The following is a 16,349-nucleotide window of genomic DNA, read 5'->3' on the forward strand; positions in this document are numbered from 1 at the left end:
GCGCCCGGCCGCCGTCCGGGGGAACTCGGCCGCGCCGCCCCGCCGTTCGGCCCGCCCCGTCACCCGCCACACCTAGCCTGCTCAGGTTCCCCGAGCGCAAGGACGGCTGATGGCCCAGAAGTCACCCGCGACCGCCACCCCACCGGGCGCCGGCGAGATCCCGTCGGCGCAGCCGCCCAGCGGATCCGTAACGGCCCTGCGGATCGGAGCCGCCGTGGCCGGCGCGCTGCCCTCCGTGGTGCTGCGGCTGGCCGGGGTGCACCTGGCGCCCGTGCCGGGCATGGTGGTCTTCGGCCTCGGGGTCCTGGCGGCGGCGCTCCTGCTGATGTGGGCGGCGGAGACCGCCCGGGCCGACATCTCCGGCCCGCTCGCCCTGGCCCTGCTGGCGTTCATCGCCGTCCTGCCCGAGTACGCCGTCGACCTCTACTTCGCGTACGCGGCCGGCACCCGGCCCGAGTACGCCGCCTACGCGGCCGCCAACATGACCGGCGCCAACCGGCTACTGGTCGGCGTCGGCTGGCCGCTGGTCGCCCTCGCCTCCTACTTCGCCGCCCGGCGCCGCGGCGCCGCCCCCGGGATCACCCTGCGGGAGCACCGGCGGATCGACACCGGCTTCCTCGGCGCCGCCGCCCTGGTGGCCTTCGTGATGCCGCTGACCCGACAGATCTCCTGGGTGCTCGCGGTCGTCCTGATCGCCTGGTACGGCTACTACCTCTTCCGGGTCAGCCGCTGCGGCGAGGACGACGAGGAGGAACTCATCGGCGTCCCGGCCCGGTTGGCCGCCCTCCCGCAGCAGCGCCGCCGGGCGACCACCGTCCTGGTCTTCGCGGTCGCGGCCGGGGTGATCTTCGCCTGCGCCGAGCCCTTCGCCACCTCGCTGGTCGACGCCGGCGCCTCGCTCGGCATCGACCGCTTCCTGCTGGTGCAGTGGCTGGCCCCGCTCGCCTCCGAGGCGCCCGAGTTGATCGTCGCGGTCGTCTTCGCCTGGCGGCTGCGCGGGGACGACGGCCTCGGCGCGCTGCTCTCCAGCAAGGTCAACCAGTGGACCCTGCTGATCGGCTGTCTCCCGTTCGCCTACCTGGCCGGAGGCGGCGCGGCCTCCCTCCCGCTGGTCGAGCGCCAGGTGGACGAGGTGCTGCTGACCGCCGCGCAGACCGTCCTGGCCGTAGTGCTCCTGCTCGACCTGCGGTTCCTGCCCTGGAAGGCCGGGCTGCTGTTCGCCTTGTTCGCCGTCCAGTTCGCCCTCCCCGGCGAGTCCGCCCGGGTCACGCTGAGCTGGGTCTACCTCGCCCTGGCCGTCCCGCTCCTCGCCGTGCGCCTGCGCCAACTCCCGCCCACCGTCCGGGCCTTGGCGGGCCGCATCGAGGGCGATCCGCACTAGGGCGTTTCTTTTGGATCAGCGGGCGGACCAGATGAAGATGCCCGCGATGTGGAGTCCGGCCTTGAAGACGGTGGCGGTCTTCTCGTAGCGGGCGGCCAGGCCGCGCCAGTGCTTCAGGCGGTTGATGCAGCGCTCGACGGTGTTGCGCTGCTTGTAGGCCACCGCCCGCCCCGCTTCGGCATCCGGTCCGGCAACAACGGCTCTATCCGCGCCCACTGCGCGTCAGTCAACGGCACGACCAGACCAACGATCCGATGATCGGAAACAAACGCCCCAGGGCACCTGGGGTCGAACACCACCGTCTGCCGACAGCTCCACAACCAGGGCGCGGTCCTCACCGTGCTGCTCATCGGCCCGCACCTCCGACGCCACCCCGGGAAGGTTGGCGCGCTGTCCGGCGGACGAAGAACCCGCCGGAATGTGGCGTTAGCGCCCGAACGCATGCGATTTTGACGAGAGTGAAAGTGATCGAAATGTTTCGCTGGGTGAATATCCCATTGCGAGCGCACTCGAACCATGGAGCCGCGATGCCATGGTCGATAGCTTGATCTTGTTCGCCCGAGAATCGGGTGACATTTCACAGAGAATGGAGAGAGCCTCATGTCCGTGGCAACCGTTGATATTGCGCAGCAAGTTGTCGGCTCCGTAGCCGGCCAGGACAGCCACCCGGCGCACCGGGAGGTCGTGGTGCCGTCCTACATCCCGACCATCGAGGAGACGATCAAGGCGAGTGGCGCCCACTGCCAGGGGACCTGCGCGAGTGTCGTCGCGGATTCCAACTGCTTCTGAGTCGGATTCCGACCTGGCTGGCGAGTGCGGTGCCGACTTCGGCGCCGGTGCCACGACCGGGATCGGTGAAGTCCTCGATTGAAAGGCCCATCGGGTGCGCCTGAAGCGTGCTGACCTGCGCGTCCCCGATGCTCAAGCCGACCTGTACCTGGTCGGCTTGGGCATCGGGGGCTTCGACCGCCGGAGTGTCGAAGCCGATCAGATCCTGCGTGACTCCCGCAGGATCCTCCATCTCACCGCCTACGACTCCGACCTGCGGCTGCGCTACGACGGTGAGGTGACCGACCTGGAGCAGGTCTACGCCGCCGATCCCAATCCGGGCCAGGTCTACCACGCGATGGCCGCCCGGGTGCTGGAGGCCGCTGCCGAGGGGCGCGGTCACGGGCCGGTCAGCTTTCTGACCTACGGTCATCCCCTCTTCCTGGTCGACACCGGCTGGCTGCTGCAGGAGGCGGCCCAGCGCCACGGACTGACGGTCAAGGCCGTGCCCGCGACGTCCTTCCTGGACACCTTGCTGATCGATGTGGGAGCCCGCTTCGACTATGCCGTCCAGGCGTACGACGCCAACGCCTTCTACCTGCACTCGGTCGTGCCGGACACCCGTTTCCCCCTCGTCCTCTCCCAGTTCGGTTCCTTCGGCACCGACCGGCTCCGCGACCGCGAGGACCTGTACGGTCGGCTGTCGCCGCTCACGGCGCGGCTTCGCGATCTGTACCCGGCGGATCGTGCGGTTGCCGCCGTGCTGTCGGCCTGGCGCTCCGACATGGCCCCGCAGATCAGCCACGCCACCGTCGGTGAGCTCGACAGCCTGGTGTCCAGCAGCCACAGCGGGATGACGCTGTACATCGGGGGGAGCGAGCCGTGGACGTTGCCCCGCACGCACTGGAACGACTGAGCCGGCTGCGGCTGGACTTCTGGGGAACGACGGTCGACGCACTGCTGCAGAGTTCTGCGGACCTGGCTCATTTCAGTTACTACTTCCAGGACCACCGGCGCACGGAAACGCATAGTCGCGCAGATTTTGAGATCGCTTTCACGGCAGAGTCGGAGACCTTTACGGACGGTTCCGCGGATACCCTGCGAAGCATATTTCTACGCACTCCAGAATTCGACTGGTCCTGTTACGAGAAATACCGCGGGGCGGCGAGAAAGCCGAGCCCGCTCCCACCGTTCTCGTTCCCGCCGCTGAGCAGCATGGTCCGCACCGTGCACGCCAGTGCGGCAAGTGCACCGTGGGCTCCGGACCAGGCGGTGCTGCTGCACGGGCCGTCCCTGGCGGGCAAGTCGGTACTGCTGCTGGAACTGCTCCGGGCCGGCTGGGGCTTCGTCAGCGACGACACCGTGCCGATCGAGCGGGAACGGCGACTGCTCTCCTACCGCCGGCCCATCGGAGTGCGGGAGCGCACCCTGGACGTCCACCCGTGGTTGCGTCCCTTCCTGGCCGCGGCGCCCTCCTTTCGGACACCGACCGGAACCACCTGGGCGGTGCACCCCGCCGCTCTGCCGGTTCGACGGGCTCCGGAGCGGACCGAATGGTCCTGGACCGTCGTGCTCAGCCACGCGGCCGAGTTCGAACTCCACCGCATCGGCGAGCACAGCTGGCGGCTCGCCTTCGACCCGGCCCGCCACGCCCGACAGGCGGTGGCGGAGCTCTCCACCACCCTGACCGCAAGCACCGGGACCTGAGACATGGATCTTCCCTTGACGGACCTCTACTTCGACTTCTACGACGTGATCACCCGGCTGCGCTGCCACCCCGCCGATACCACCGAGGCGCTGTTCTACTTCGGTGGACAGCGAGTCGAACCCGCTGCGCCGGAGCGGACCGAGGTCGTGGTGACATTGAGCTGCCCGGAATGGCCCGAGCGCGGATTCTTCACCAGCCTGCTGCGGAAGGACGGCCTGACCAAGCGGATCGAGGTGGACCGAAGGACCGAGGACGGCTGGCGCCGTGAAGTCGACCACACGTTCACCGACTGGTCCGAACTCCCCTCCCCGCTTCCGCCGTTCCGGTACTCGCGCCTCTGGGAGCGCCTGGCCGTCGGCCCGGGCACCTGTCTGGAACTGGCTGACGGCACCGGGGTGCTGCTGACCGGGGACAACTACATCGGCAAGACCTCGGCCGCACTCGTGCTCTGTTCGCGGGGTGCCCGACTGGTCAGCGACAGCCTCGCCGTGCTCGACGTGGACAGCGGCAGGTTCCTGCGCCACGACAGCCCGCTGGGCTTCCGCCGCGAGGGGCGGCGCCACCATCTGGCCCGGATCCTGGACGGCGAGCACCGCGAGACGGTCTCCCCGGACACCGGTCTGGTGCTGCTGGCCCGCGCTGCACAGTTCCTCGGGCTGCCCAACCTCGGCCAGACCAACGTGAGGCACCTGGTACGGCTGGTCCCTTCGGAACAGGCCTCGACGGGGCCGACCGATCGGCGGACCGACCCCGCTGTCTGGTTCTCCGGAGCGAGCCGCCGCCGGATCTCCGAGCAATTGCCCGAGCGCACGCTCGTGGTGGGCATACCTGACGGAGCCGGGCCGGAACAAGTCGCCGACCTGATCGAGGCACGGCTCGCGGCCGCCGAGGCACTGGACCCGGCGTGCTGAGCGTGGACCGGGTCTCCAAGCAGTACCCGGGCAATCCCACGCCGGCCCTGGAGAAGGCCTCACTGGACCTCGAAGCCGGCGAGCTGGTCGCACTCATCGGCCACAACGGAGCAGGGAAGTCAACGCTCTTCGACATCGTCGCCGGTCTGCGCCGGCCCGACTCGGGAACCGTGCGCCGGGCCGTCCCGGTCGCCGAGTTCGGCTGGTGCCCGCAACGCGAAGTGATCGACTGGTCCTTGACGGTCAGCCAGAACATTGAGCTCGGTGTGGCACTTCGCCGCGGCACCTTGCGCGGCGTGCGACGAGCGGCAACCGAGATCGCCGAGGTCCTGAACCTGGGGCCGGTACTGCACCGCCAGGCGCAGACCCTGTCCGGCGGCGAGCTCAGGCGCTGCCAGATCGCCCGGGCCATCGCCGGACGCCCGCGCCTCATGCTGCTCGACGAGCCCACCACCGGTCTCGACCCCGACGCCGTGCGACAGGTCTTCGACTACCTCCAGGACAGTGCCCGGGCCGGCGGAGCCGTGCTCGTGAGCACCCACGAGACCTCGCGGTTCTCCGGCTACTGCACCCGGGTGATCGCCATTCACCGCGGCCGGGTCCTCGCAGACCGGCCCACCGCCGCCTTCCTACGCGCCGCACCGGGATCCGAGGACCTGTGGACCGCCTACCAGGCACTGACCGAGACGGAGACCTCATGACCCGCGCCCGCCCACTGATCGCGGTGCGGTTCCATCTCGCCTCACTGTGGAACTGGCGCCAGGTCTACTACGGCCGCATCATCGAACCGGTCGCCTACCTACTCTTCCTGGCCGCAGGCGTCAGCGGCGCGGTAGGCGCTTCGGGCAGCGGCACGGCCCACCACTACCTGGCATTCGTCCTGCCGGGCATGCTGGCCATGCTGGCCTTCCGATCGGGCACCGCCGCCGTCTCGGACGTGTCGAACGACCGCAAATGGGGAGTCTTCGCCTTCTACCGGATGTACGGCGGCGGCACCACGGGCTACCTGCTGAGCGTGCTGATCGTGCTCGGCGGCGTCTTCCTGCTCCAACTGTTGGTGGTGATCGGCCTTGCCGCACCGCTCGGTGCGCTGTCGGGCCTGTCCGGCCGAGGACTCCTGCTCACCGTGGCAGGCTCGCTGCTGGTGGACGCCGGCTGGGTGCTGGCCGGAGCCGCCGTGGCTGCCTGGATCCAATCGTACGCAACGCGGGACTTCGTGGTGACCCTGACCGCCCTTCCGGTGGTACTGGCCGCGCCACTGTTCTACCCGCTCGACACGGCGCCCGGCTATCTGCGTTTCGTGGCCCGCCTGGACCCGCTCACGTACCAGGTCGACTGGCTGCGCTCGACCTGGGCGGGCTCCGCCGCGGACCTGCTCTGGGCCGCGCTCTGGACACTGGGTACCGGGGCACTGGCCGTGCTCGCCCTTCGCGCAGCCGACCACCTGACGACCGAGCGCTGAAACCCCCTGCCCCACGAAACCGAAACGGTCCGTCGATGAAGATCTCCATACTCGACCTGTGCCCGGTCTTCGAGCGCCAGGGCCCGGCCGCTGCCCTCCGGGGCTCCATCGAGCTGGCCGGGAAGGCCGAGGAGTTCGGTGCGGCCAGGTACCTGGTGGCCGAGCACCACGCCAACCCGGCCTCTGCAGCCACCGCCCCCGAAGTGCTGATCTCGGCGATCGCCAACGAGACCTCCACCCTGCGAGTCGGTGCCGGCGGCATCATGCTGCCCAACCACGCGCCCTTCCGAGTCGCCGAGAGCTTCCGCGCACTGGCTCGCCTCCACGGGCCACGGATCGAACTCGGCGTCGTGCGTGCGCTGGCCGGTCGGCCGGCGCTCAGCCTGGCGCTGCGCGGCACCACACCGTCAGCCGAACCGGAGCGGTTCCGCCGTCAGATCGCCGAACTGGTCGGCCACCTCGACGACCTGTCCGCCGCCGCCGAGGCCCCGATCCCGGTCCGCGTCCTGGGATCGAGCCAGCCCGTGGCGCAGCTGGCAGCCGAACTAGGGCTGCCCTACGGTTTCGCCGGACACCTGAGCCTGCGCGGGGCACGACAGGCGGCCGATACCTACCACCGGCACTACCGGCCTTCACCCGGACACCCCGAACCCGACCTGCTGCTCAGCCTCGGTGTCTACCTGGCCGACGACCCGGGCCGGGCCGCCGCATTGGCCCGCGTCCCGGCCACCGCGCTCCTGCACGCCCGGCAGGGACGCCCCTCGCCCCTGCCCACGGTGCCGCAGGCCGCCGAGATGCAACCGACCGGGCCAGAGCAGGAACTGCTGCACCGCCGGCTCACGGACTGGCTGGTCGGCGACCAGCAGACCGCGGTGGCGCGTCTGTGCGATCTGGCGACCGAGCTCGCGGCGACCGAGATCTGCGCGGTCACCAGCATCGCCGACCCCGACGAGCGAGCCCACTCCTACCGACTGCTGGCGGCCGCCGCCTGCTCGGTCTGAACGCCCAGCGCAGTACCGGAGGTACCTGAGCCGACACGACGAGCATGCCTGGCACCGATCCACAGAGCGCGGCGGTCCGGCCGAGACGCTCCCACCGGCCCCGTGGCAGGACATACCCGCGCTACGCGACATCGCCCTGATCCCCCACGACCAGAACACCGGCGGGTGGCGGGCCCCGGACGGGCGGACGATCCGCCTCGACCTCGTGGACGGCATCATCCGCGAGTAGCGCCCGCGCCGCTCTTGGCAGCGTGTCCAGGCCGAGCTGCGCGCGGAGGTGGCCGCCCTAGTTGGTGCGCGGGGGGAGGCGGCGGCCGACGACGAGTTCGGGGCGGATGCGGATCCGGACGGCCCCGGGGGTGCGGCCTACGGCGGGGCCCACTTGGGCGCGGCCGAGGACGGTGACGTACCAGCCGGAGCCGTCCACGCCGTCCACTTCGTCGGCCTCGAAGGCGATCACGGCGTCGTCCACGGCCCGGGCGAGTTCGGAGCCGGCCGGGGCCGAGAGCAGCACTCCGCCGCCGTCCGACAGGTCGAGCCGGAAGGACACCGGCAGCACCGCCGGGAGGGCGCGGATGGTGTAGACCACCCGGCCGACCGCGGCCCTGGCCAGCAGTTCCAGCGCCCGCTCCCGGTCCAGTTCGAGCAGGTCGTGATCACCGTTCATGCCCTCGATGCTCGCCCCGGCGGTGGCGGCGCCGCGAGGGCCGATGGTCCCGCCGGGGGTCCCGGGCCCGGACGTCGCGTCAGCCCCGGAGGGAGCGCAGGTGCCCCGGCTGCGCCGCGGCGGCCGCCTGGCGCAGCTCGGTGGAGATCAGCGCGGCCTGCACCCGCCGCTCCACGCCCAGCTTGGCGAGCAGCCGCGAGACGTGGTTCTTCACCGTCTTCTCGGCGAGGTAGAGCCGTTCGCCGATCTGCCGGTTGGTCAGGCCCTCCCCGATCAGCGCCAGCACCTCCTGCTCGCGCACGGTCAGCGCGGGTCCGGTGGTGACGGGCTGCGCGGGCTCGGCGTCGCTGCGCAGGCGGTTGAGCAGCCGGGTGGCGGCGCCCGGGTCCAGCATCGAGCGGCCGGAGGCGACGGTCCGCACGGCGGCCACCAGGTCGGTGCCGCTGATCTGCTTGAGCACGTACCCGGCGGCGCCCGCCATGACGGCGTCCAGCAGCGCCTCCTCGTCGTCGAAGGAGGTCAGCATCAGGCAGGCCAGGCCGGGCATCCGGGAGCGCAGTTCACGGCAGACCGACACCCCGTCGCCGTCGCCCAGCCGGACGTCCAGCACCGCCACGTCGGGCCGCAGCGCGGGCACCCGGACGAGCGCCTGCTCGGCGGTGGCGGCCTCGCCGACCACCTCCAGATCGGGCTCGCCGTCCAGCAGGTCGTGCACCCCGCGGCGCACCACCTCGTGGTCGTCCAGCAGGAACACCCGCACCCGCACCGGCGCCGGTGCCCCGGCGCCCGCCGTCTTGGTCGCCATCACGCGGCTCCACCTTCGTCACCCCTGCACACTCCCGGCAGGGCCCAGCGCATCATCGCCCACCGGCCGCCGCAGGGCCCAGGGCCCAACGACCCCATTCGGGCGAGCGCGCGGGCGGCGCGGCCCCCGAAGGAGCCGCGCCGCCCGTAGGCCCTGTCCGGCCGAGGGGATGGGCCGTCAGCGCCGCCGCGCGCTGCCGAGGCCCGCCAGCAGGAAGGCCAGCGCCACCCCGGCCCCGCTGACCGCCGCGAGCACCACCCGGGAGCCGACGGCGCCCTCGTCCGACAGCAGGATCGCCACCGCCCCCAGCGAGGCGACGGCGGCGCCGACGACCAGCCACCCCGCGAGGGTGACGGCGGCGGGGCGGCCGGAGCGCGGCGCCGGCCGGGCGCCCAGGGCGGCCCAGCGGGCGGCGGTCTCGCGCTGCTCCCCGCGCCGGTCCCACCGGGCGCGGACCCGCAGCGCCGCGCCGCCGACCAGCCCGGCGAGGGCGATCTGCGCGGCGGGCCGCCAGTCGGGCAGGGCGAGCAGCAGCCCGCCGGCCATGGCGAGGGCGGCCCACCACAGGACGCAGGCCGCCGCGGCCGTGCGGGTGGAGCGGGGCCGGTCGGCGCCGGCCTGGAGGTCGGCGATGGCGGGCAGGTACCAGACGCAGCCGCTCGCGGTGAGCGCGGCGGTGCCGATGGCGAGGACGGTGTGGGTCATGGGGCCGGCCTTCCAGGTCGCGAGGGGGGGGAGCCGTCCCCGCCCGTGACGGGGGCGTGGGCGGGGACGGCGGTCGGTGGGTGTTCGGAGCGGGTGGCCGGGGCGCGCCCGGCCTCGGGTCAGCTGTCCACGGCGGACCGCTCGCGCTCCGCCCTGGTCTGCGGCAGGTCGTACTTGGCCGGGGTCACGTCGCCCAGGTGGGTGGCGGGCTTGCCGGTGTTCTCCAGGACGTCCAGGGCCGCGATGTCGGGGTGGTGGAGGTCGAAGGCCGGGGATTCGGAGCGGATCCTCGGCAGCCGGACGAAGTTGTGCCGGGGCGGCGGGCAGGAGGTGGCCCACTCCAGCGAGCGGCCGTAGCCCCAGGGGTCGTCGGCCTCGACCTTCTCGCCGTACTTGGCCGTCTTCCAGATGTTGTAGAGGAACGGCAGGATCGACAGTCCGAGCAGGAAGGAGAAGATGGTGGACAGGGTGTTGAGCGTGGTGAAGCCGTCCGAGGCGAGGTAGTCGGCGTAGCGGCGCGGCATGCCCTCGGCGCCGAGCCAGTGCTGGACCAGGAAGGTGCCGTGGAAGCCGACGGTGAGCGTCCAGAAGGTGATCCGGCCGAGCCGCTCGTCGAGCTTCTTGCCGGTCATCTTGGGCCACCAGAAGTGGAAGCCGGCGAACATCGCGTAGACCACGGTGCCGAACAGCGTGTAGTGGAAGTGGGCGACGACGAAGTACGAGTCGGAGACGTGGAAGTCGATCGGCGGGGCGGCGAGCAGCACGCCGGTGAGGCCGCCGAACAGGAAGGTGACCAGGAAGCCGACCGTCCACAGCATCGGTGTCTCGAAGCTGAGCGAGCCCTTCCACATGGTGCCGACCCAGTTGAAGAACTTGACCCCGGTCGGGACGGCGATGAGGAAGGTCATGAAGGAGAAGAACGGCAGCAGCACCTGCCCGGTGACGTACATGTGGTGCGCCCACACCGTCACCGACAGGCCGGCGATGGCGACGGTGGCGGCGATCAGCCCGGCGTAGCCGAACATCGGCTTGCGGCTGAAGACCGGGATGATCTCGGAGATGATCCCGAAGAACGGCAGCGCCAGGATGTACACCTCGGGATGGCCGAAGAACCAGAACAGGTGTTGCCACAGCATCGCCCCGCCGTTGGCCGGGTCGAAGACGTGCGAGCCGAACTTGCGGTCGCATTCGAGGGCGAGCAGGGCGGCGGCGAGGACGGGGAAGACCAGCAGCACCAGCACCGAGGTGAGCAGCACGTTCCAGCAGAAGATGGACATCCGGAACATGGTCATGCCGGGGGCGCGCATGCAGATGATCGTGGTGATGAAGTTGACCGCACCGAGGATGCTGCCGAAGCCGGAGAGCGTCACGCCCATGATCCACATGTCGGCGCCGACGCTGGGCGAGTGGACGGCGTCGGACAGCGGCGCGTAGAGGAACCAGCCGAAGTCGGCGGCGCCCTGCGGGGTCGCGAAGCCGGCGGCGGCGATCAGCGAGCCGAACATGAACAGCCAGAAGGACAGCATGTTCAGGCGCGGGAAGGCGACGTCCGGGGCGCCGATCTGCAGCGGCATGATCCAGTTGGCGAAGCCGGTGAACAGCGGCATCGCGAAGAGCAGCAGCATCACCGAGCCGTGCATGGTGAAGGCCTGGTTGAACTGCTCGTTGGAGAGGATCTGCGTTCCGGGCCGGGCGAGTTCGGCGCGCATGACCAGCGCCAGGACACCGCCGATCAGGAAGAACCCGAACGCCGACACCAGGTACATGGAGCCGATCGTCTTGTGGTCGGTGGTGGTCAGCAGTCTGACCACGGCCGAACCGGGCCGTTTCGGCCGAACCGACGGCTGCGGTACGGAGGTTGGCGGTGGCGTGGGGTCGCCCTGTGCCGGGGTGGCGCTCAAGGACGCACTCCTTAGGAACGTCGTGCGAATGGCTGGCGATCCATGATCCGAACGCACCGCCCCCGCCCCCTAGGGCCGTTCGGCCCGCGCCCCCGGGGCCGCACGGCCCGCGTTCCGGCGCCCGGACCGGGACCTCCGGTGGCCGTCGGTCCCTCCCCGGCCCCTCGGGCGGCGCTCACCGCGCCGACGAGCACCGCTGGAGGAACGCCGGAACCGCCCCGGCGCCCGCGCCCCGGAGCGCCTCCGCCCGGCCCCGTCCGCCCCGGGGCCCGCACCCCCGGCCCCGACCCTCCGCCGCGCCCCGCCGGCCCCTCCCACCCCGCCCCACCGGCCACGACACCGCACCCGCCGGCCGCCACCACACCCGGCCTCCCCCTCCCCCGGGTGCCCCCTCCCCCAGGTGCCCGAAGTGTGAGGGTCGCGTGAGCGAAACAGGACGATTCCGTGCCCTACAGATCGGATCGGCCGTCAAGTAGCCTGCGGCCACACCCGCACCGCACCGGTCACGCCCCCGCTCGGACACGCCCTGGCCCCCACCCACGCCCCGGAGGTACACCGATGCCCCTGGCCCAGCCCGCCGCCCCCACCCGGCCGCGCTTCTCCGTCCTCGGCCCGCTGACCGGCGAAGCGGACGGCCGCCCGCTCGCCCTCGGCCCGCTGAAGCAGCGGCTGGTGCTGGCCGTCCTGCTGAGCCGCGCCAACACGGCCGTCCCGGTCGACCTGCTCACCGACGCGGTCTGGCCCGAGGAGCCGCCGCGCACCGCCCGCAAGAACCTCCAGGTCTACATCTGCACCCTGCGCACCCTGCTCGGCCGCGATGCCGGGCCCGAGCGGCTGGTCCACACCGCCGGCGGCTACCTGCTGCGGGTCGCCGAACCCGAGCTCGACGTCCTCCAGTTCCGCGCCCTCGCCCGGGCCGGCCGGGCCGCCGCCGACAGCGGCGCGCTCGCCCCCGCCGCCCGGCTGCTGCGCCAGGCCCTCGACCTGTGGCAGGGCCCTCCGCTCGCCGACCTGCGCTGCTCGCCCGCCGTCCAGGCCGAGGCCGACCGGCTGGAGGCCCGCTGCCTCGGCGTCCACGAGGACTGGGCTGAGACCGAGTTGGAGCTCGGCAACGCCACCGCCGTCGCCGAGGAACTCGCCGACCTGGCCGAGCGCCACCCGCTGCGCGAACGCCTCCAGGCCGCCCGGATGAACGCCCTGCACCTGTCCGGCCGCCAGCCCGAGGCGCTCGCCGTCTACGACACCCACCGCCAGCTGCTCGCCCGCGAGTTGGGCCTCGAACCCAGCCCCGCCCTGACCGCCCGCTACCGGCAGCTGATCGCCCACGGCCCGGCCCGCCCCGCCACCGCCCGGCCGGCGCCGCACCCCGGCCCGAACGGCGCACTGCTGCCCGCCGACGCCACCGACTTCACCGGCCGAAGCCACGAACTACGCGACCTGATCGACGCGTTGGCGGAGGGCGGCGAGCGCGTCGCGGTCCTCTCCGGCCCGGCCGGCATCGGCAAGACCGCCCTCGCCGTGCACGCCGGACACCTGCTCGCCGACCGCTTCCCCGACGGCCGGCTGCTGCTCCGGCTGCGCACCGAGGACGGCACCCCGCGCCCGCTCGCCGACATCCTCGCCGAACTCGCCGCCCTCACCGGCCGATCCGGCCCCAGACCGGGCGACCCGGCCCAGGCCGCCGCCCTCTGGCGCGCCTCCCTGGCCGGACGCCGGATGCTGCTGATCCTCGACGACGCCCCCGGCGAGGCCGTGGTCCGCGAACTGCTGCCGGGCTTCGGCCCGAGCGCCACCCTCGTCACCTCGCGCAGCCAACTCGCCGGACTGGCCTCGGTGCACCGGGTCACCGTGCCGCCCTTCGCCCCCGCCGAGGCGCTCGACCTGCTCGGCCGGATCGTCGGTACTGGCCGGACCGGCACCGACCGCGCGGCCGCCGCCCGGATCGTCGAGGCCTGCGGGCTGCTGCCGCTCGCCGTGCGGGTCGCCGGCACCCGGCTCGCCGTCCTGCGCCACCTGCCGCTCGCCGAGTACGCGGCCCGCCTCGCCGACCCGGCCGGCGCCCTGGACGAACTCGTCGCCGGGGACGTCACCGTCCGCGCCCGCCTCGACTCCGGCTGGCGCGACCTCTCCGACCAGGGCCGCCTCGCCCTCGGCCGGCTCGCCGCCCTCCCGCTCTCCCTGCTGTTCACCCTCCCCGAGGCCGCCACCGCCCTCGGCCGCCCCGAACGGCTCGCCCTGCGCACCCTGGAGGCCCTCACCGACACCGGCGCCGTCACCTCCCCCACCGGCGAGGTCACCGCCCACGCCGCCCTCTACGCCCTCCCCCGCCTCACCCACCTGCACGCCCGCGAGCACAGCACCGTACTGGCCGACAACCTCAGCTGAGCCCGCCGCGCCGGCCGGCGCCCCTTGGGCCGAGCGTCAGCATGTCCAGCAACTCCCTGCCCTCCAAGCCCTGTTCGGCAGCGTGCAGGGCGAGCAGGACGCCCGCCGCCCCGGTGTGCAGGTCCGCCGAGAACCGCCGCAGCCGCATCCCGGGGACGAGCAGCCCCTCCGGCCGCGCGACCAGGTGCCACTGGAGCTTGCGGACCTGCTCGCGGACGGCGTCCCGGGCCGCCGGCCCGCCCAGCCGGTCCAGCGCCAGCAGCAGCCCGGCGCGGCCCCGGAACAGCCCGGGTTCGCGGACGAATCCGGGGGCGCAGACCCGCCGCACGTCGGCGAGGAACTCCCCGAACCCGCCGAACTCCCCGAACCCGCCGAACTCCCCGAACCCGCCGAACTCCTCAGACCGGCTGAACTCCCCGGACCTGCCGAACTCCTCGGACCCGCTGCCGCCGAGCGCCTGGTACTCCTGGGCGACGAGCGCGATCCCGCTGCTGCCGCGGTCGAGGTAGGCGAGCCGCCGCCCCCAGTCGAGGACCTGCACCGACCCGTCGGGCACCCGTACGCACTGCGCCACGGCCCGCCCCAGCGCCTCGCGCCCGGAGGCCAGCAGCCAGTCCTCGCCGGTCCGCTGGTACAGCCGCAGCTGGACGAGGGCGATCCCGGCGAGGCCGTACAGCAGTCCGGCCGCCGTCGGCGCGCCGAGCCCCGGGACGGTCTGCCCGCGCAGCACCGCGTCGAGCGCCCGCGCATCGGCGAGGGCGTCCGCGAGTTCGCGCCGGCTGCCGAGGGCGTCGGCGAGCCGCAGCCGGGCGAGCGCGGCGCCGGCCCGGCCGCCGTGGAGGGCGACGGTGGGCGCGGGCCGGGCCTGCCGGGCCTGCGCGGCCAGTTCGGCGGCCTCGTCGCCGCGGCCGACCCGGGCGAGCACGGCCGCCACGCCGAGCGGCCCGTCGAAGAGCCCGCCGGCGCCCGGTCTCGGGCCGCGCCGCCGCATCGCCGCGATCAGCCAGTCCGCGTACTCGTCGGGGCAGGGCGCCCCGGCCCGGTGCAGCGCGTACAGGACGCCGGCGGCGCCGTGGGCGACGCCGGTGCCGCCGTCGGCGAATCCGGCCGGGTCGCCGGGGAAGAGCCGGTCCGGCCGGTCGGGGGTGGCCCCGGCGTGGATGCCGGCGACGAGTTCGTTCCTGGCGGCGTCGAGGGTGGGCCCGGCGAGGAGTTCGCGGACCCGCCGTTCGCCGACCGGTTCCACCGGCGCCACGGCGCCCGGCCGCACCGGTCCCTCCTCCGGCCCGAGGCCGAACCAGCGCCGTGCCCGCCGTTCCAGCGCGGGCAGCTTGCCGGGATCGCGTTCGGCCAGCTCCATCACGGGCATCAGCAGCATCAGCCAGGTGGCCCAGAGCATGTGGCGGTCGGCGTCGGCCCCGTCGAGCCCGGGCGGGGGCTGCAACCCGCCCGCGCCGGCGAGCGGGACACGGCGGCCGGTGAGCTCCTCCGCGTACTCGAAGTCGACGAGCACCACCGAACCGTCCGGACGGACGATCACATTGGCCGGGTGCAGGTCGCCGAACCGGACGCCCCGCTCGTGCAGGGCGCCGAGCGCCTTCTCCAGCCCGGCCACGATCCCGGCCACCCAGTGCGCGTACTCGGCGCGCTGTCCGGCGGTGCAGTCCTGGTGCACCAGCGGGTAACGGCGGATCGCCTCGGCGAACAGCTGGACGCCCTCGATGTGCTCCTGGACCAGGAAGGTGTGCTCCCAGACCGTCCGGACCTCGTGCAGCCGGGGCACGCAGTCCAGGCCGGCGAGCCGTTCCAGCGCCCACTGCTCGCGCCGCAGCCGGGTGACGGCGTCGTCCCCGGCGGCGTCCAGCCCGGCGTGCGGGCGGGCCTCGCGCAGCACCACCCGCTCCCCGGTGGTCCGGTGCTCGGCGAGGTAGATCCCGCCGGCGTTGGAGAACTGCAGCACCTCGACGATCCGGTACGGCAGGTCACCGCCGGCCGCCTCCCGGGCGGCCAGGTGCGGGCTCAGCTCCTCGGGCGGTTCGACCCAGGCGGGCAGCTGGAACACCGGGTCGCGCCGGTCGGGGACCAGCTCGCCGGACGGGTCGCGCAGCGCGGGCACGGGCCGCCCGTCCTCGTCCTGGCACCACAGCTCGACGAACGCGCCGTAGCGCACGTACACCGGCGCCGTCCCGATCCGCAGGTCGGTGAGCACGTACGGCCCCCGGCGGCCCGCCAGCACCTCGGCCAACTCTGCCGCGACGGCCAGGAACTCCTCCTCCGACCCCGGGTAGACGGTGACGAACTTGCCGCTGCTGCCGCGCCCCATGTACTTGCCGTTCGCGACCCGCAGCGCCTCGTCGCTGCGCAGGAACTTGAACGTCGTGCGGCGCGCCGTGCAGACCCGCGCGACGGCCCGCAGAGTCGCCTCGGCCTCCTCCGGCACGGTCGAGACGTGGATCTTCCAGCCCTGCTCCGGCAGCCGGGCGCCGTCCGGCCGCAGCGCCGTCCACAGCCCGCGCCGTTCGCGCCGCCACCCGGCGGGCGGTGCGCCGAGCCCCAGCGGGTACCGGCCGGCCCGGTCGCGGAGGCGGCCTGGGGTGTCGTAGTACGTCGGATCGGCGAGGCAGTACAGCTGGGTCTCCTGGGCGCCGGCCATGG

Annotated in this window: 14 protein-coding genes and 1 pseudogene; 9 read left to right on the plus strand and 6 right to left on the minus strand. The window is 73.1% G+C overall.

The features are described from left to right. Window positions 1–109: 109 nt before the first annotated feature. On the plus strand, window positions 110–1,381 hold the full coding sequence (locus AB0R04_RS21325; protein WP_363373371.1) for a hypothetical protein: 1,272 nt from the start codon (window positions 110–112) through the stop codon (window positions 1,379–1,381). Window positions 1,382–1,396: 15 nt separating this feature from the next. On the opposite strand, the pseudogene AB0R04_RS21330 reads toward AB0R04_RS21325, so the two are convergent. Beyond that, a pseudogene (locus tag AB0R04_RS21330) lies at window positions 1,397–1,537 on the minus strand (IS5/IS1182 family transposase); the annotation flags it as partial. Window positions 1,538–1,981: 444 nt separating this feature from the next. Between AB0R04_RS21330 and AB0R04_RS21335 the strand changes: the two are divergent. From AB0R04_RS21335 to AB0R04_RS21365, 7 genes are all read left to right on the plus strand, one after another. Further along, the gene (locus tag AB0R04_RS21335) at window positions 1,982–2,170 is read left to right on the plus strand and encodes a hypothetical protein (RefSeq protein ID WP_363373374.1); all 189 of its coding nucleotides are present in this window, start codon (window positions 1,982–1,984) and stop codon (window positions 2,168–2,170) included. A 94-nt stretch (window positions 2,171–2,264) separates the two neighbouring features. After that, window positions 2,265–3,065: an SAM-dependent methyltransferase gene (locus AB0R04_RS21340; protein WP_363373377.1), complete on the plus strand. Its 801-nt coding sequence runs from the start codon at window positions 2,265–2,267 to the stop codon at window positions 3,063–3,065. A 299-nt stretch (window positions 3,066–3,364) separates the two neighbouring features. Further along, window positions 3,365–3,856: a hypothetical protein gene (locus AB0R04_RS21345; RefSeq protein ID WP_363373379.1), complete on the plus strand. Its 492-nt coding sequence runs from the start codon at window positions 3,365–3,367 to the stop codon at window positions 3,854–3,856. 3 nt (window positions 3,857–3,859) lie between these two features. Beyond that, window positions 3,860–4,768, plus strand: coding sequence for a hypothetical protein (locus tag AB0R04_RS21350; RefSeq protein ID WP_363373381.1), 909 nt, complete (start codon window positions 3,860–3,862; stop codon window positions 4,766–4,768). After that, window positions 4,762–5,469, plus strand: coding sequence for an ABC transporter ATP-binding protein (locus AB0R04_RS21355; protein ID WP_363373382.1), 708 nt, complete (start codon window positions 4,762–4,764; stop codon window positions 5,467–5,469). Before AB0R04_RS21350 ends, AB0R04_RS21355 begins: the two co-directional genes overlap by 7 nt. Next, window positions 5,466–6,230: an ABC transporter permease gene (locus tag AB0R04_RS21360; protein ID WP_363373384.1), complete on the plus strand. Its 765-nt coding sequence runs from the start codon at window positions 5,466–5,468 to the stop codon at window positions 6,228–6,230. Before AB0R04_RS21355 ends, AB0R04_RS21360 begins: the two co-directional genes overlap by 4 nt. Before the next feature lie 35 nt (window positions 6,231–6,265). Next, the gene (locus AB0R04_RS21365; RefSeq protein ID WP_363373386.1) at window positions 6,266–7,231 is read left to right on the plus strand and encodes an MsnO8 family LLM class oxidoreductase; all 966 of its coding nucleotides are present in this window, start codon (window positions 6,266–6,268) and stop codon (window positions 7,229–7,231) included. 286 nt (window positions 7,232–7,517) lie between these two features. On the opposite strand, the gene AB0R04_RS21370 is transcribed toward AB0R04_RS21365, so the two are convergent. The 4 genes from AB0R04_RS21370 to ctaD form a co-directional block, all read right to left on the minus strand. Continuing rightward, window positions 7,518–7,898: a pyridoxamine 5'-phosphate oxidase family protein gene (locus AB0R04_RS21370; RefSeq protein ID WP_363373388.1), complete on the minus strand. Its 381-nt coding sequence runs from the start codon at window positions 7,896–7,898 to the stop codon at window positions 7,518–7,520. Between the two features lie 79 nt (window positions 7,899–7,977). Next, on the minus strand, window positions 7,978–8,703 hold the full coding sequence (locus AB0R04_RS21375) for a response regulator transcription factor (protein WP_363373390.1): 726 nt from the start codon (window positions 8,701–8,703) through the stop codon (window positions 7,978–7,980). 177 nt (window positions 8,704–8,880) lie between these two features. Further along, the gene (locus tag AB0R04_RS21380) at window positions 8,881–9,408 is read right to left on the minus strand and encodes a hypothetical protein (RefSeq protein ID WP_363373391.1); all 528 of its coding nucleotides are present in this window, start codon (window positions 9,406–9,408) and stop codon (window positions 8,881–8,883) included. Between the two features lie 119 nt (window positions 9,409–9,527). Further along, the gene (gene ctaD, locus AB0R04_RS21385) at window positions 9,528–11,219 is read right to left on the minus strand and encodes a cytochrome c oxidase subunit I (protein ID WP_363373394.1); all 1,692 of its coding nucleotides are present in this window, start codon (window positions 11,217–11,219) and stop codon (window positions 9,528–9,530) included. Window positions 11,220–11,867: 648 nt separating this feature from the next. Between ctaD and AB0R04_RS21390 the strand changes: the two genes are divergently transcribed. Next, on the plus strand, window positions 11,868–13,694 hold the full coding sequence (locus AB0R04_RS21390) for a BTAD domain-containing putative transcriptional regulator (protein ID WP_363373397.1): 1,827 nt from the start codon (window positions 11,868–11,870) through the stop codon (window positions 13,692–13,694). Here the strand turns inward: AB0R04_RS21390 and lanKC are convergent. Then, window positions 13,687–16,347 carry a class III lanthionine synthetase LanKC gene (gene lanKC, locus AB0R04_RS21395; RefSeq protein ID WP_363373399.1) on the minus strand — a complete coding sequence of 887 codons (2,661 nt, stop codon included), beginning with the start codon at window positions 16,345–16,347 and terminating at the stop codon, window positions 13,687–13,689. The genes AB0R04_RS21390 and lanKC overlap by 8 nt on opposite strands. Window positions 16,348–16,349: the final 2 nt, after the last annotated feature.

The sequence above is a fragment of the Kitasatospora sp. NPDC056731 genome (genome assembly GCF_040687675.1).
Taxonomy (GTDB): Bacteria; Actinomycetota; Actinomycetes; order Streptomycetales; family Streptomycetaceae; genus Kitasatospora.